At 62.1% G+C, this 16,458-nt stretch carries 13 protein-coding genes; 6 read left to right on the forward strand and 7 right to left on the reverse strand.

What is annotated here, in order from left to right:
- The first annotated feature begins 42 nt into the window (after positions 1 to 42).
- Positions 43 to 774, forward strand: coding sequence for a dienelactone hydrolase family protein (locus tag ACWTU8_RS06420; protein ID WP_455847454.1), 732 nt, complete (start codon positions 43 to 45; stop codon positions 772 to 774).
- Positions 775 to 876: 102 nt separating this feature from the next.
- Here ACWTU8_RS06420 and ACWTU8_RS06425 read toward each other — a convergent pair whose 3' ends face one another.
- Positions 877 to 1,056: a hypothetical protein gene (locus ACWTU8_RS06425; RefSeq protein WP_455847455.1), complete on the reverse strand. Its 180-nt coding sequence runs from the start codon at positions 1,054 to 1,056 to the stop codon at positions 877 to 879.
- Positions 1,057 to 1,125: 69 nt separating this feature from the next.
- Here ACWTU8_RS06425 and ACWTU8_RS06430 point away from each other — a divergent pair, with 69 nt between their 5' ends.
- From ACWTU8_RS06430 to ACWTU8_RS06440, 3 genes are all read left to right on the forward strand, one after another.
- Positions 1,126 to 1,938, forward strand: coding sequence for a hypothetical protein (locus ACWTU8_RS06430; protein ID WP_455847456.1), 813 nt, complete (start codon positions 1,126 to 1,128; stop codon positions 1,936 to 1,938).
- 94 nt (positions 1,939 to 2,032) lie between these two features.
- Positions 2,033 to 2,593, forward strand: a complete 561-nt coding sequence (locus ACWTU8_RS06435; protein ID WP_029351906.1) for an RNA polymerase sigma factor — start codon at positions 2,033 to 2,035, stop codon at positions 2,591 to 2,593.
- Between the two features lie 2 nt (positions 2,594 to 2,595).
- A complete protein-coding gene (locus tag ACWTU8_RS06440; RefSeq protein WP_455847457.1) occupies positions 2,596 to 4,641 on the forward strand; it encodes a YfbK domain-containing protein in 2,046 nt (681 codons plus the stop codon).
- 89 nt (positions 4,642 to 4,730) lie between these two features.
- Here the strand turns inward: ACWTU8_RS06440 and bmt are convergent, their stop codons facing one another.
- Entirely contained in the window at positions 4,731 to 5,747 is a 1,017-nt protein-coding gene (gene bmt / locus ACWTU8_RS06445) for a betaine--homocysteine S-methyltransferase (RefSeq protein ID WP_455847458.1), read from the reverse strand.
- An 88-nt stretch (positions 5,748 to 5,835) separates the two neighbouring features.
- Positions 5,836 to 6,678 carry a helix-turn-helix domain-containing protein gene (locus ACWTU8_RS06450; RefSeq protein WP_029351899.1) on the reverse strand — a complete coding sequence of 281 codons (843 nt, stop codon included), beginning with the start codon at positions 6,676 to 6,678 and terminating at the stop codon, positions 5,836 to 5,838.
- A gap of 237 nt (positions 6,679 to 6,915) precedes the next feature.
- Here ACWTU8_RS06450 and ACWTU8_RS06455 point away from each other — a divergent pair, with 237 nt between their 5' ends.
- On the forward strand, positions 6,916 to 7,917 hold the full coding sequence (locus tag ACWTU8_RS06455; protein ID WP_455847459.1) for a fatty acid desaturase: 1,002 nt from the start codon (positions 6,916 to 6,918) through the stop codon (positions 7,915 to 7,917).
- An 83-nt stretch (positions 7,918 to 8,000) separates the two neighbouring features.
- Positions 8,001 to 8,801, forward strand: a complete 801-nt coding sequence (locus ACWTU8_RS06460) for a phosphate/phosphite/phosphonate ABC transporter substrate-binding protein (RefSeq protein WP_455847460.1) — start codon at positions 8,001 to 8,003, stop codon at positions 8,799 to 8,801.
- Positions 8,802 to 8,807: 6 nt separating this feature from the next.
- On the opposite strand, the gene ACWTU8_RS06465 is transcribed toward ACWTU8_RS06460, so the two are convergent.
- The 4 genes from ACWTU8_RS06465 to ACWTU8_RS06480 form a co-directional block, all read right to left on the reverse strand.
- A complete protein-coding gene (locus tag ACWTU8_RS06465) occupies positions 8,808 to 10,127 on the reverse strand; it encodes a M24 family metallopeptidase (protein WP_455848399.1) in 1,320 nt (439 codons plus the stop codon).
- 25 nt (positions 10,128 to 10,152) lie between these two features.
- Positions 10,153 to 11,730, reverse strand: a complete 1,578-nt coding sequence (locus ACWTU8_RS06470; protein ID WP_455847461.1) for an ArnT family glycosyltransferase — start codon at positions 11,728 to 11,730, stop codon at positions 10,153 to 10,155.
- A gap of 207 nt (positions 11,731 to 11,937) precedes the next feature.
- Positions 11,938 to 14,511, reverse strand: coding sequence for a GcvT family protein (locus ACWTU8_RS06475; protein ID WP_455847462.1), 2,574 nt, complete (start codon positions 14,509 to 14,511; stop codon positions 11,938 to 11,940).
- A 178-nt stretch (positions 14,512 to 14,689) separates the two neighbouring features.
- On the reverse strand, positions 14,690 to 16,267 hold the full coding sequence (locus ACWTU8_RS06480) for a trimethylamine methyltransferase family protein (protein ID WP_455847463.1): 1,578 nt from the start codon (positions 16,265 to 16,267) through the stop codon (positions 14,690 to 14,692).
- Between the last annotated feature and the right edge of the window lie 191 nt (positions 16,268 to 16,458).

Genomic DNA, 16,458 nt, shown 5'->3' on the forward strand with positions numbered 1-16,458 from the left:
CTGCGTGGATATTGATCGCGCGACAATTAGAAGGAGTGGGTGATGGCGAAGCGGGACATTCAGATCAAGACCAGCGACGGCTTGGCAAAAGCCGGGCTGTTCCGCTCGGCGGCCTCGGCCAAGGCCGCAATCATCCTATATATGGACGCTTTTGGCCCGCGGCCGGCGCTCGACCAGATGGCGGAACGGCTTGCAGGCGATAATTACGCGGTATTGGTCCCGGACCTTTTTTACCGCAACGCGCCCTACGGCCCTTTCGAGGCCAAGACCGCCTTCAGCGAAGAGAAGCGCAAAGCTGTCATCACGGGTCTCCTCAGCGGCACGACACAGGACATGACCATCCGCGACAGCGGCGCTTTCCTCGATGCGCTCGATGCCGAAGGCGTTACCGGACCGGTCGGCACCGTCGGCTATTGCATGGGCGGAGCGCGGGCGCTGAACGCCGCCGCGACCTATCCCGGCCGGATCGTTGCCGCGGCTAGTTTCCATGGCGGCAATCTGGCGAGCGATGCCGCCGACAGCCCGCACCGAAACGCTACGTCGATCAAGGCGCGGGTCTATGTCGGCACGGCGGGTGTTGACAGAAGTTTCCCGCCGGAGCAGTCGGCACGGCTGGCCGAAGCGCTGCGCACGGCTGAAGTCGACCATGTCATCGAGAACTATGCCGGCATGGCGCATGGCTGGTGCGTGCCGGACCACAGCGCCTTCGACGCAACGGGCGCCGAGCGCCACTCGAAGCGATTGGCGACGCTGTTCAGTGAAACGTTGGGCTAGCTCGCCGGGGCCGGCGACATAGTCTCGAAACATAGCTCCTGAATACCGGCGGCAGTCGTTTGATCAGGGGGCATGATGCGGGTTTCTCTCAGGAGCAAGATTCTAGGCCTTTGCCTGTTGACCGCGATGGTCCAGCCAGCTTTTGCCGATCAAGCAAAATGTTCCTGCCGCAACCTGCGCAGCGTTCAGGAAGAACTGAAGAACGCCGAGTATGAGGCGATGTTCTTCGCCGATATGGCGGCCAAGCTCAAGGCGGTCGAGGATCCGCTGATCGAGGCGCACAAGAACCCGATCCATCCCGATTCAGACGTTAACATCCAGGACCGATCGTCCAGGGCGCGCGCCGACGTCATGCGCACGTTCAAGCTTCCTCACAACCCGGCCTACGGCTACTCGGGTCCTTTGACGGTGGACATGAAGTTTGGCAGCTGCGAGCAGAAGCCGGCCGATCTAGAGGCACTGCGCGCCGGCTCGCAGTGCAAGGAAATCGCGGACATCACGTTGGCTCACGAGGCCGCGCACAGGGAGAGATGCGCAAGGGAAACCGCTGCGGTCTATTGGGACAGGTTGCCCAGTCAGATCGCCGCCGAAGAAGCCGAACGCTATCGGGAGCAGGCCAACGCCATGCGGGCGCAGCTCAAGCGCATCGTGGATGAGGGGACAATCACCGTGGCAGCGAAGATGGAACCCCGCATCAAGGGTCCACAGTTCGATGTCACCTATTCCTTTGTGATGCCGTCGATCGAGATGGAGGGCAAGAGCTCGCCCGGGTCGGACAGTTGGACGGTGAACGGAAAGGGCAAACAATCCGGCAAGATCAAGAACGCGAAGATTGGCGGCATGACGTGCAAATCGAGCGGGCAACTCAACGACGACATCGATATGGCTCTGGATACGGATGGCTTTCTTATGAGCCTCAAGAGCAAGTCGAAAGGCAGGCCCGGCGACGTAAAGCTTCGCTGCATGGGCGGCTACGGCATGTCGATGCGTCCTCAAGGCGAAGTCGGCAGCGGCGAGGTGTTTGCAGCAGAACGCTTTGCGAGCGAGGCGGACATCTCGCAAGATGTCAGCACGATGCCGTTTGCCAAGATCGTGACACAGGGCGGCATGTCGGTCAGCGGCAAGCACACGGTCACCGTGCGCCTGGTCTGTCCCGGAGAGTGAGGAGCACCCATGGTTGGTGGTCTCGAAGGCGGTTTGTCCTTTTCTTTCCACCACCCCAAGGAATCGCCACTAGCCTTCGTCAAACAGGCAAATGATGGCGATGATGCTGGATGAAAGCGAAGCCTCCGACGCCGAGTTGATCGGGCGGGCAAAGGGCGGAGACAGGCGGGCTTTCGGCAAATTGCTCGAAAGGCACTATGATTTCGTCTATCGCGCCGCATATCGCTGGTGCGGGAAGAAGGCCGACGCCGAGGATATCGCCCAGGAAGTCTGCGTCCGGCTCGGCCGGGCGATCCGCGAATATCATGGTAGCGGCGCCTTCACCACCTGGCTCTACACCATGACGCTGAATGCGGCACGCGACGTGATGCGCAAGACGGTCCGCGAGACGATCAAGATCGAAGCCTACGGAGCTTACGAGCTGATCACGGGAGAAGCCCCGGCCGAGCCCGAAGATCCGGCCGAGGCGCTTTGGGCAGCGGTGCGGATGCTGCCGGACAAGCAGCGCGACGCGGTGCTGCTCGTCTATGGCGAAGGGCTCAGCCACGCAGCCGCCGCCGAGGCGATAGGCATCTCGGAGACGACGGTTTCCTGGCACATCCATGAAGCGAAGAAACGGTTGAAGACGCTCATGCGTTCAGCCGGGGAAGTGTGATCATGGTCGACGACAACGAACTCAACAGACTGCGCGACATCGCAGCACCGGCACCGGGTACCGACGCGAAGGCGCGTGCCTTAGAGGCCGCCATGCGGGCTTACGACCTGGACGAAAAAACTTCACCTGCCGCCCAAGGATCGGCGAAAGGGCTTCGTCTCACAGAGCGAGCACAAAAGCTCTGGAGCGAAATCATCCAAAAGAAACTCTTCGCCACTCCGGCCATTGCCGGGCTCGTCGCCCTACCGATAGCCGGATACGCCACCATCTACATGCTGCAGGAGCAGCCATTCCATTCCGGTGGCGACGAGAAGATCACCGAAACGCTGGCCGACAAACCAGTGGCTAGGAAGAAAGCCGATGCCGAGGCCGAAAGCCGCGACGCAGCCGAGGCGCTTGCGCCGGCATCGCCGCCGAAGCCAGAATCGGCTGCCGCCGGCGGCCTGACAAGGCAAGGTGCGCTGACCAACAATGCGCCTCCGCCGGCGCCGAGCGGCGAGTTCGCACAGGACGGCGGCGCAAGCGCCGCAGCGGTCAAGGGTATGGCCGGCACAACAGCCGAGTCCAAACTGATGGTACAACCGCCTATGCCGGCCGACCAGATGCCGTTGCCGGAGCAAAATCGCGACCGCGTCGAGGATTTCAAGAGCAATCAGGTGCGTGCCGCGCTCGAAGACCCGGTCTCGACCTTTTCGATCGATGTCGACACCGCTTCCTATTCCTTCGTGCGGCGTTCGCTCAGGGAAGGTATTGTGCCGCGAGCCGACACCGTCCGCGTCGAGGAGATGATCAACTACTTCCCCTATGACTGGAAAGGACCGGACTCTGCCTCGACCCCGTTCAATTCGACCGTCAGCGTCATGCCGACGCCGTGGAACGAGCACACCAGGCTGATGCATGTCGCTATCAAGGGTTTCGAAGCCAAGCCGGCCGAGCAGCCCAAAGCCAATCTGGTGTTTCTGATCGACGTGTCGGGCTCGATGAACGAGCAGGACAAACTGCCGCTCTTGCAATCGGCCTTCCGGCTTCTGGTCAACAGGCTGAGGCCCGACGACACGGTTTCGATCGTCACTTATGCGGGTGATGCCGGCACCGTCCTCGAGCCGACGAAAGTTTCGGAGAAAGACAAGATCCTCAATGCCATCGACACTTTGACGCCCGGCGGCAGCACGGCCGGCGAGGCGGGCATCAAGGAAGCCTATCGGCTGGCGCAGAAATCCTTCGTCAACGACGGGATCAATCGCGTAATGCTGGCCACGGACGGCGATTTCAATGTCGGCCAGACCGACGACGACGATCTGAAGCGGTTGATCGAAAAAGAGCGCAAGATCGGGGTGTTTCTGTCGGTGTTCGGTTTCGGTCGCGGCAATCTGAACGATCAAATGATGCAGACCATCGCCCAGAACGGCAACGGCACCGCCGCCTATATCGACACTTTGGCCGAGGCCGAGAAGGTGCTGGTCGAGGATGCGTCCTCGACATTGTTCACCATCGCCAAGGACGTGAAGATCCAGGTCGAGTTCAATCCGAACAAGGTCTCGGAATACCGGCTGATCGGCTACGAGACCCGGGCCTTGAATCGCGAGGATTTCAACAACGACCGCGTCGATGCCGGCGAGATCGGCTCCGGCCATTCGGTCACCGCGATCTACGAGATCACGCCGAAGGGCAGCGGCGGCGAGCAGATCGATCAGTTGCGCTACGGCCAGGCTTCGGTGAACAATGGCGGCGTCGCCAACGCCGACGAATATGCCTTCGTGAAAATCCGCTACAAGCTGCCGAACGAGGATGCCTCGAAGCTGATCACCACGCCGGTGACATCAGCCAACGAAGTGGCTGATTTCGACCAGGCCAGCACCGACCAGCGGTTCTCCATTGCCGTCGCTGCCTTTGGCCAGAAGCTGCGCGACGAGGATGCGACCGCGAAGTTCGGCTATGACAAGATCATGGAGATTGCCACTGCCGCCCGGGGAGCCGACCCGTTTGGGTACCGGTCCGAGTTCCTCTCGCTGGTGCGCCTTGCCTCGGCGCTTGGCGGTAACCGGTGACGGTGATGACGTCCGATTTTCGTCAAATCGACCCACGGGCGGGTGAGACAGGCCGGCAGGGGAATCTTACCGGCCTTTTTCAACATTTGTCAGGCGCGGCTGCGCCGGCGCTCGCGGCGGGCTTCGCTGGTCTCGGCGGTGTTGACTGTGGCCTGCTTGTTGCGCATCGGGCCAATGCGCTCGACGATTTTTTCGATGCTCGGGCGATCCGACCGGGTATGCGCATCGAGCGCCTTGCGCATTGCGGCGAGGTGGGCGAACGAGGTGCCGCAGCAACCGCCGACGATCTTTGCGCCGGAATCGACGGCCAGCCTGACATAGTCGGCCATCAGCTCGGGCGTGCCGGAATAATGGATCTCGGCGCCGCGAAATTCCGGAATGCCGCAATTGCCCTTGACGATCACCGTTGCCTCCGGCTTCGCCTCGGTCATGTCGAGCAGCGAAGCGAGGATGTCGGAGGCGCCGACGCCGCAGTTGGCGCCGACACCGAGCGGAGCCTGCGACAAGCCATCGGCGACGCCGTGGATGTCCTTCGGCAACAGCCCCATCATGGTGCGGCCGGCGGTGTCGAAGGAGCCGGTGTAGGTATAGGGCAAGCCGATGCGGATCGCGGCTTCGGCTGCGGCGCGGATTTCGTCCGGCGCCGACATGGTCTCGATCCAAGCGACTTCGGCGCCGCCGGCTTTCAGGCCCTCTATCTGTTCGGCAAAGGCCTCGACCGCCTCGTCATAGGTCATCGCGCCGAGCGGCACCAGCAACTCGCCGGTCGGGCCGACCGAGCCCGCCACGATGACCTTGCGGCCGGCTTTATCGGCGACAGCGCGGGCGATCTCGGCGGCGCGCTTGTTCAGCGCATGCACGCGGCCTTGCGCATGGTGCAGCTTCAGCCGGTGGCGGGTGCCGCCGAAGGAGTTGGTCAGGATGATGTCAGCGCCGGCATCGACGAAGTTCTGGTGCAGACTGGTGATGGTGTCCGGCGCCGTCTCGTTCAGCAACTCTGGAGCCTCGCCGGCCTCTAGCCCCATGGCGAACAGATTGGTGCCGGTGGCGCCATCGGCAAGCAGAACGCCCTTCTCAGCAAGCAGCGCGTCAATTGGATTGGTCATTGGAAATACGCCTTCCGGGGATTCTTTGTCGAGATAAGGATATAAAGAAATCTTTATATGGCGTCAATGTCGGCGCGATAGACAGCCGTCAAAATCGCATCTCCGCCAGCCTTTGCGTGAAGCTGGCCGCCTCATGCGCGTTGATGTCGGCGGCGCGGATCAGATTGTCGAAATGGCTGGTCAGCGTGCGGACTGGCTGGGTCGCGTTCAGCACCAGATACATGTCGCCAACATAGATGGCGGCACGATAGGGCCCGAATATGGTGTAGGGAATCGAGTAGCGCATCCGTCCGTCATAGAGAAACAGGCGGAAGGTGGGATAAAGGTCGTCGAGCAGCGTCGCCATGTGAAGAAGCTGCTGGTGGCGGTCGGCCTCAGGAAAACGGTCCCAGACGCCCAGTCCGCGCGCAAAGATCTCCAGCGTGTGGCGCGGCATGCAGACTTCCATGTCGGTTTCCGGCCGCCGGTTGTAGTCGATGCGGTACTGCGTCTCACCGGCCTGGGCCTCGCGGCTCTTGTTGGCGATACCAGCCTCGTAGTCGACGAGCGCCTCGGTGCGCAGAAGGTCGGGAATGCCGGCCGGCACGTAACGGATTTTCGTACCGGCGGCCTCGGCATGCCATCTGGCCAGCAGCGTGCGGTCGAAACCGTCGGGCGCTTCCTCGATCTCCAGGCTCTCGCGGATTTCACCGGTGACGCCTTCGTCCTGGCTGAGGCCAAGCAGCCAGTCGAGCGACACTTTGAATTCGGCGGCAATGTTGAGCAGCGTTTCGGCGCGGGGAAGGCGTGTCGAGGCGCCGGATAGCAGCTGCGAAAGCGCCGAACGATCGATGCCCACGGCCGTCGCGAAAGCGGACTGGTTCAAGTCGGATCGTGTCAGGAGCATTTTCAGGCGCTCCCGGAAGATCGTCGATAGGTCGCGTTTGTCCATATCGTGATTCCGGCCGTTGGGAGGAAAAAAATCCGGCAAGTCCATTAAAATGGCAGTTTAGGCGTAAATGAATCCTCCAATTTGTTTACAATGTATAACGCCTGCGGCTAAAAATGCGCAATCGCAACATTTTGTGCGCCTTGTCGCGTTGCGGCATCTCGATGCTCCTGACACAATGCTGTCAGGAATCAAAACGATTCCGGCGACTGGAAGGGCAGTGGTCGATCCATGACGAGCATGAATAACAGACGACGCAATGCACCGGCCATCGAATGGCCCACCGTGTTTCTCGCGTTTTTCTGTTACGGCACCTGGCTTGTAGCCGGCCTATTCCTGTGGCCGTCCTATCCGCTGCTGGCGCTCGTCGTTCTGGCCTTGATGGCCGCGCTGCAATCCTCGCTAGCGCACGAAGTCCTGCACGGCCATCCGACTCGCAATGCGCAGCTCAACGAAGCTTTCGTCTTCCTGCCGATCGGTCTCGTCTGGCCGTTCCGTCGGTTCAAGACCATTCATCTGCGCCATCATGCCGACGAACGGCTGACCGATCCGCTTGACGATCCTGAAAGCTACTACAAGGCGCTGTGGCACCATGACGAATTGCCGCCGGCGATGAAGTTCCTGCTGAAGATCAACAACACCATGATCGGCCGTCTCATTCTCGGCCCATGGCTGTCGTGCATCGGCTTCTTCATCGACGATGCCAAGCAGGTGCTCGCCGGCGACAAGATGATCCGAAAGGCATGGCTGCTGCACGCCGTCGGCCTCGCCGTGGTGCTGCCGGTCGTGCAGTTCGGCTTCGGCATCCCGCTATGGCTCTACATCCTGGTTCCGGTGTGGCTGGGCCAATCGCTGATCTCGATCCGCACCTTCGCAGAGCACCAATGGTCGGAGCATCCGGAAGGCCGCACGGTGATCGTCGAGCGTTCGCCGCTGTCGTTCCTGTTCCTCAACAACAATCTGCATTTCGTCCATCACAAGAGCCCGACGGTGGCTTGGTACCGGCTGCCGAAGCTGTTTCGCGAGCGCCGTGACGAGTGGCTGCGGATGAACAATGGCTACGCTTATCCGAACTATTTGGCGCTTCTCAAGGCTTATGCGTTCAAGGCGAAGGAGCCGATCGTCCACCCGGTGCTGCGGCGCACGCCGGAACCGGGCCGGGCGTTCAAGCCGCGCGTCAGAGCGCGCAGCCTCAATGGGCTTGGCAGTGCGCCGGTGCCCGCCGAGCCGCCGAAAGAATGAATTTTGTGGCATCGCCGGCGGCGATGCCCAGGTGCGCGTCAATGGTCTCGTCAGTTTCTCAGCGTAACGATCAAAATCCCGGCATGAGCGATTTCGTTGCCGCCTTGCCGATGTACGACTGGCCCGAAATGCGGAGCGAGGTCGATGCCCAATGGTCGCGGCTGCGTGATGCCTTCCGGCAAAAAGGCATCGACGCGCCGCAGACCATCGCTCGCTTCAATGCCGATCTACGGCCTGTGGAAGGCGGCATCCGCGACGCCGCCGGAAGGGTCATCGCGCCCGATCCGGCGACGCTGCCGCCGGGCGAACTGGATTTTCATGGCCTCTGGCTGCATCCGGCGCTGCTGTTCGCACAGACCTGCTGGGGCCCGATGGAGACCGGCCTGTCGGAGCATGTCCAGGTGATCGGCCAGCCGAATTACGATGCTTTCGAAGGCGGGCAGGGCGAACTCTATTCGAGCGCCATCGTGATGCGGGCAGGTGAAGCGCCATCGGTTGCCTCACCGGCCGACGGCAGCCCTCTCATCCCGCTCGATAGCCTGCGTGGCAAGCACTTTACCTTTAACAGCCTCGATTCCATGTCGGGCATCGTCGGGCTGACGCGTGACCTGGAGGCGCTGGGCGAAAGCCTCGACATCTTCTCTGAGCGCAGCGAAAGCGGTGGCCACCGTGCCTCGATCGTCGCAATTGCCGAGGGCAGGGCCGATGTCGCCGCCATCGATTGCCTGAGCTGGGCGCTGGCGCAGCGCTTCGAGCCTGCAGCGGAAGCGGTGGCGGTGGTCGGCTGGACAAGGCGGCGCAAGGGCCTGCCGTTCATCACCGCCAGATCGACACCGGAGAAAATCGTGGTGGCGTTGCGCGAGGCTGTCGCGGCGCTCGCATAAAAACAATCAGCCGCCGAGCAGCCGCTCGTCGAGCGGATAGTTCGAAAGCTGCTCGTTGCCGGTTTCGGTGATCAGGATCTGTTCCTCGATCTTGACACCCTCGTGACCGCCAAGCCGGCCGATATAGCTCTCGACGCAAAGCACCATGCCTGCCACAAGCACGCCGTCGGGCGTGTCTTCAGTCCAGTCGATCGCATGCGGCAGCGTCGGGTATTCGTCGGCCAGGCCGACGCCGTGGTAGAGCACGCCGTAGCGCGTCGGGAAACAATCTCCGGGCGGCACCGCCGAGCGTTCGACAAGGTCGCGGAAGGACATGCCCGGCTGCATCAGGCGGGTGTTGTGGGCGATCTGGTCGGCGGCGATGCGAAACAGGTCGCGTTGTTCGATGGACGGCTCGGTGTCGCCGCAGAGCCAGGTGCGCGACAGGTCGGCGCAGAAACCATAAGGGCCGATCAGGTCGGTATCGAAAGCGACGAGATCGCCGGCTTCGATCGTTCTCGACGAGCATTCCTGGAACCACGGATTGGTGCGCGGGCCTGACGTCAAGAGCCGGGTTTCGACCCATTCCCCACCACGCGCAATGTTGCCGCGGTGGAGTTCGGCCCACAATTCGTTTTCGGAAATGCCTGGCCGCAATGCTGCTTCCATCTCGCCCATCGCCGCCTCGCAAGCGACGATCGACCGGTGCATGGCCAGGATTTCGTCGGGCGATTTGATCAGACGAGCGTTTTCCATCAGCGCCTCGCCATTGCCGATCGAGATGCCGAGGCGGGCGAGCTCTTCGACGCCTTCGGTATTGATGTGATCGACGGCGATACGACTGATACCGCCGCCATGCTCTTTCACCAGATCGGCGATGCCGGCAGCCCAGCGGCGGACCTTTTGCTCGGTCAACTCGCCGCTGTAGAGATACATCCACGACACTGCCGGCCGCACCTCGTCGACCACGCCGGAGTGGTCGGAAAGGTGCTCGCACGAAAAATAGTCGAACAGCACCACCGGACCTTCGGTGGCAACGAAACAATGCCTTGTCGGGTTGTGCGCGACCCAGAGCTGCATGTTGGTCGAGTCGGTCGCATAGCGGATGTTAATCGGATCGTAGAGCAGGGCTCCTGCATAGTCGCGGCGCTTCAGCTCGGCGCGGATGCGGTCGAGCCGGTATTGACGCATGGCAGGCAGGTTGGGGGCAGCAATGCCGGCGGCGTGCCACTCGGCTTCCGCCAGTGCGCCATAGCCAAGCACATGCTGGTTGAGCTCAGCGGCCTTCTGCCGCGACTTCAGGCGCAACACATCGGTGGAGCCCGCTCCGTCCGGCTCGAACGGCATGATCTTGCGATGACGAGGAGGTCGATCAGTCGGGTTCCTGTCCACCCTCGGTTCCTTTGCTAACGCCTTCGTCGGGCGCTGTGGCTTTTTCCGCAGCCGTTTTCTTCAATCTTATGTAGGCGCCGGGCCGGGCAGGCTTGTCCGTGCTAGGCAATAGCGGAACCATGATTTGCCTTGGTTGGCCCTCGGGCTCATAGCCGGCTTTTTTGAGCTGCTCCAAAATGACCGGCCGCGGATCGTCGCGGTCGAGCCAGACGAGTACAGCCGGCTCCTGCACCAGCCTGTCGAAGTTCGGCACTTCCTGGTCAAGCGCGACCAATTTTTCGTCGACCAACCGCAGATTTCCGACCCATGCACCGTCGGATATTGCGGTTTTCACCGGCCCGTCGGCAGTCAGCTGGCGATAGAGGGCCGGGTAATCCACCCGGATCATCCGCGAGAGACCACTGGTCCCGTTTATCTGGAAGTACCAAGTGGCGGGCGCGAGCAGAACGGCGATGACCGCTCCGGCCGCGATCACCAGGAGCTGGGCGTCCCTGCCGCGTGGTGAAAGCCGTTCCATATAGGCGGCCATCGCCAGCGGCAAGATGATCAGGACCGGCACCAGCCAACGGGCCTTGACCTCGGTCACGCCGGTGGCCAGCACAAGTGTAGCCAGCATGGCCAAGCCGAGCGCCAAGGTACGCCACAAGAGAACTTCCCTGGCCGGAGCTTTGGGGTGACGCTCGGAGAAACGAAACCCCGTCAGCGCGAAAGCCAGCGCGGAAATGAACACCGGCAAGACAGCGAAATTGAAGGTCCCCATGATAAACTTGCCGGCGCCGGTGGCCGCGGCCGTCATGCGCGGCTGCTGTAGGTCTATTCCGAACTTCTCGCCTCTCGCCAGCAAATCGGCAGGATGCATGAGGCTCCAATATGTGGTTGGCGCCAGCACCAATATCGCGACGGCAATGCTGATTGCGAATTTCGGATCGAGGATCGCACCGCGCAACTCGCGCAGCGACAACACCGCCGCAACAAGGGCTAACACCAGGAATACGTCGTTGTATTTGGCAAGAATTGCCGCAGCCGTTGCCAAGCCAAACACCGCATAGGCGATCACGCTTCGCCGCTCGATCAGATTAGCCATCGCGAGCAGGAGCAGTGCGCAAAAGCCGACAACGGCGACCGAATGCGACAAGGCCCGCTGCGATTCCCAGGCGATTTGCGGGATTGTGAAAAGTCCAAGCATGGCCGCCGCTGCCGTCGCTTTCGTGTAGCCGAACCGCCGCATGGCGGCGAACACACTGCAGGCGGCGAGGAACAGCACGGAGTATTTGACGAGCTTCAGCGTGAAAATATTGGTGCCGAAAATTTGCGCGGCCAGCCAGTTGATCCATGTATAGAGAGGCGGTTGCGAGCCGCCATATCCAGCCCAAAGATATGGAAGATAAATCAGTTGCTCCGCGTCATCGACGCCGACGCCAGTTCCTGCCCAAGTGGCCAGAATGGACAATATGACGGTTTGCAAGGCCAAATAAGCGGCGACCATGACGATCGCCGCCGGGAAGGGGCCGATCCTGCTCTCGGCAAGCCATTCGTCCCATTTCATCGAATACTTCAACGAGTTCTCATCGCCCGTGCCAGTTGCCGCCGGCTCCGCTAGCACGAAGACCATGCCCCGCACAATGTGGCAGCCCTGATCGCTTCCGGGGCGGCGGGCTTCAAGTCGAATCGTACCGCCGCTCTAGCTTTTGGTTAAGCATCGGACTTCTCCAAAATCGGTCGCACCCCGGGTCGGGCCGGAGGGCAGGCCTTTGGGTGCGGTGCTCTAGGTCCGCATCTTCTCGCCGCTCGGGTCGAAAGGCGGCTCGACATTGATGCGGGCCGGGCGCCGGCTTCCGAGGATTTCGATCTCGAACAGTCCGGCGCTCGCTTCCCCGGCCAACGCCGCTGGCACATAGCCTTGCGCCATCGATTTCTGGACGTAATGGGCATAGCCGCCGGAGGTGACCCAGCCGACCACGCGCCAGTCGCCATCGACGATGCCGCGCACGGCCGAAGCGCCTTCCGCGGCCCTGGAGCCGCGCACTTCCTTGCCGTCCGTATCGAAACGCGGCGCACCATAGCCGTGCGGCTTTTCCACCGTGCCGTAGTCCTTGCCGCCGACCTTGGCCCAGATCGGTTCGTCGCCCATGACATCGGCGTCCGCGGCATCGACGATGAAAGAGACACGGCGCAGTTTTGGCCCTTCTGCCTGCTCCTTGGCTGCCGCTTCGCGTCCGATGAAGTCGTTCTTCTCCAGCTTGACGAAACGGTCCATCGCGCCTTCGAACGGCCCGTAGATCGGGCGCAGTTCGCGGAACCAGGTCGGGAAATTCTTCTCCAGGCGCATCGAGAGCAGGGCGCGCATGCCGAAATCGACGAGGCCAAACTCTACGCCGGCATCCTTGATCGCCTTGTAGACGAGGCGCTGGTATGCCGGCGCCATCCAGATCTCGTAACCGAGGTCGCCGGTATAGGTAATGCGATTGACCATGCAGGGCGCGCCGCCGACCGCCATCTCGCGGAAGTCCATGAAGCGGAAAGCCTTGGTCGAGATGTCGACATCGACCAGCTTCTGCAGCAGGTCGCGTGATTTCGGCCCGGCGATCGACAAGCCGACCAGCGTCTGGTCGAAGCGGTGAATGCGGACGCTACCATCCTTCGGCAGGTGCTTCTCGAACCAGCGCATATGATACTTCTGCGCCGCCGACGAGCTCCAGATCATGTAGCGCTCTTCACCCGCCTTGGCGATGGTGAAGTCGCCGATCAGCCTGCCGAATTCGTTGAGCATTGGGGTCAGCACGATGCGGCCGGTCTTCGGCATGCGGTTGGTCATCAGCCGGTTGAGGAAATCCTCGGCTGCCGGCCCGGAGACTTCGTATTTGGCGAAGTTGGCGATCTCGGTGACGCCGACCTTCTCGCGGGTCGCACGCACTTCCTCGCCGATCGGCCCGAAATCGTTGGAGCGATGGAAGGAAACGATGTCTTTCGGCTCCGTGCCTTTCGGTGCGAACCAGAGCGGGGTTTCGAGGCCCCAGCTATCGCCCATGACGGCGTTTTTGGCCAGCATCGTGTCGTAGAGTGGCGTCGTTTGCGCCGGGCGCGCCGCCGGCAATTCCTCGTTGGGAAAGCGGATCGAGAAACGGCGCGAATAGTTTTCGCGCACCTTGGCATTGGTGTAGCGCAGCGTCGCCCATTCGCCGAAGCGCGCCACGTCCATGCCCCAGACGTCGAAGCCGGGATCGCCATGAACCATCCAGTTCGACAATGCCAGCCCGACGCCGCCACCCTGCGAGAAACCGGCCATGACGGCGCAGGCGCACCAGAAATTGGTCAGGCCCTGCACCGGGCCGACCAGCGGGTTGCCATCCAGTGCGAAGGTGAAGGGACCGTTGATGATCTGCTTGATACCGGCCTTCTCGATGCCGGGAAAATGCTTGAAGCCGATCTCGAGCGACGGCGCGATGCGGTCGATGTCCGGCTGCAGCAGCTCATGGCCGAAATCCCACGGCGTATTGACCGGAGACCACGGCTTGCAGGCCTTTTCATAGGTGCCGAGCAGGATGCCGTTGCGTTCCTGGCGGGTGTAGATTTCGCCCTTAAAGTCCATCACGCCGATCATCTCGCGGCCGGTCGATCTGTTGAATTCCTCGACCTCCGGCATCGGCTCGGTCAAGAGGTACATGTGCTCCATGGCCAGCAGCGGCAGCTCGATACCGACCATGCGGCCGATCTCGCGCGCCCACAGGCCGCCGCAGTTGACGACATGCTCGGCCTGGACCGTGCCTTGTTCGGTGACGACGTTCCAGGTGCCGTCGACTTCCTGCGTCAGCTCGACGACGCGGTTGCGCAGCACGATCTCGGCGCCGAGCTTCCTGGCCGCCTTGGCGTAGGCGTGGGTGGTGCCGGAAGGGTCGAGATGGCCTTCGACCGGATCCCACATGGCGCCGACGAAATTCGTCTCGTCCATCAGCGGGAACATCGCCTTGGCCTCTGACGGCGTGATCAGCTCGGTGTCCATGCCGAGATAGCGGCCCTTAGCGTGGGCAAGGCGCAGGAAGTCCATGCGCTCGGGCGTGTCGGCCATCATCACGCCGCCGGTCAGGTGCAGCGAACAGGACTGGCCGGAAAGTTCTTCGATTTCCTTGTAGAGCTGCACCGTATAGGCCTGCAGCTTGGCGACGTTGGGATCGCCGTTGAGCGTGTGGAAGCCGCCCGCCGCATGCCACGACGAGCCGGAGGTGAGCTCCGAGCGCTCAATCAGCATGATGTCGGTCCAGCCGGCCTTGGCCAGATGGTAGAGCACCGAGCAGCCGACGACGCCGCCGCCGATGACAACCGCTTTTGTCTGAGATTTCATGAAGATAGTTCCGTTTTTGAAGAGATTGAATCGAGTGAGCGGGGGGTGAACACAAAGCGGAGAAGGGCGCCGGCTGGGATGATCTCACGCCCTCCCTCTACCCTGTCGACCGGGGGAGAGGTGTCGGGTGACGCTCGACGGAGTGGCGGTCGACTGTTCATCAAACCAATACAGATATTTAAAAATCGGTCGGCGCGCCGCCTTCGGACCGGCGTTTGTCGACGAAGGCGTTGAGCTCCTCGCGGATAGCCGGGTCCATATACGGCTCTTCATAGGAGGCCAACCGCTCCTTCCAGACCCGATTGGCCTTTTCGAGAGCCGTCGGCGATCCGGCTTCCGCCCAGGTCTCGAAATTGCGCCAGTCGGAGATGATAGGCGAATAGAAAGCGGTCTTGTAGCGGTCCTGGGTATGCTGGGTGCCGAAGAAATGGCCGCCCGGACCGACGGACTGGATGGCGTCGAAGCCAAGGGCCTCCTCGGAGAGGTCGAGCGGGGTCAGGAACTCGGCCACCATCTGCAGCAGATCGATGTCCAGAATGGTCTTCTCGTAGGAGCAGCGCAGGCCGCCTTCCAGCCAGCCGGCCGCATGCATCATCAGATTGCCGCCGCCCTGGATGGCGCCCCACAGCGAGAACACGCTTTCATAGGCCGCCTGCGCGTCGACCGTGTTGGCGGCGCAGGTGTTGGAGGTGCGGTAAGGGATGTTGTAGCGGCGGGCGAGCTGGCCGCCGACCAATTGCGCCTTCATATATTCCGGCGTGCCGAAGGCCGGCGCGCCGGACTTCATGTCGACGTTGGAGGTGAAACCGCCATAGCCGACTGGCGCGCCCTTGCGCACCATCTGGGCGAAGGCAATGCCGGACAGCGCTTCGGCATTCTGCTGCACCAGCGCGCCGGCGATGGTCACCGGCGCCATGGCGCCCGATAGGGTGAACGGCGTCACGATGACGACCTGGCCCTTGCTCGACATCTGGATGATACCTTCCATCATCGGCACGTCGAGCTTGAGCGGCGAATTGGTGTTGATGATGGTGAACACCGATGGCTCTTCGAGAAGCTGTTCGCCGCTGATGCCGCGCGCGATCCTGGTGATCTCGATGCCGTCGACATTGCGCTCCTTGCCGAGCGAATAGATGTGGAACACCTTGTCGGTTAGCACGCTCAGATCGCGGATGCATTCGAGGTGCCGGACGGACGGATGGATGTCGATCGGCTCGACCGGATAGCCGCCCGTGCAGTTTAGGATGTTGTGCATCTGCGCAAGCTTGAGGAAGTTGCGGTAGTCCTGCTGATTGCCCGGCCGGCGGCCGCGGTCGATGTCGGAACAATTGGGCGCCGACGCCATCATCGAGATGATCAGATTGTCACCGCCGAAGCGGACATTGTGCGCCGGATTGCGGGCATGGATGGTGAATTCCGACGGGCAGTGGGAAACCAGCTCGAGGATCATGTCGCTGTCGAAGCGCACCCGCTCGCTGCCTTCGCGGACATCCGCGCCGTGCGCCTTCATGATGCGCCTTGCCTCGTCGTGCAGCACGTCGACGCCGATTTCCCTGAGAACGCGGAGCGATGCGAGGTGGATCGATTCCAGCTCGTCGTCGGAGACCAGCTTCGTCGGCGTCAGCGGGATTTTCAGTTGGCGGAACGGCGGCTGCTCGAACGCCGCTGATCCGCCGGCGCGCTTTCCCGCGCGGCCGCCGCGACGGGCGCGGTCGTTTGCCAATGCCGGTTCGGCGGGATGAAGGGCGGCGGTCATGATAGTCCTCGTACGCTGCGATAAGTGCGGCGGCATAATGGACCGCCGGCTGTCCCGCCATTGCGGAGGCGACGACCACTAGGACGAGGGAAGCGACATGACAGCTCCCGGGCTGAAGCCAACCGACTGGATCACCCGGCTTTTGATCTCCTCAGGCTGGCGCAAGCGGTTTTCGCCCCCGGTGCTTCCCG

This window comes from Mesorhizobium sp. BHbdii (genome assembly GCF_053848045.1).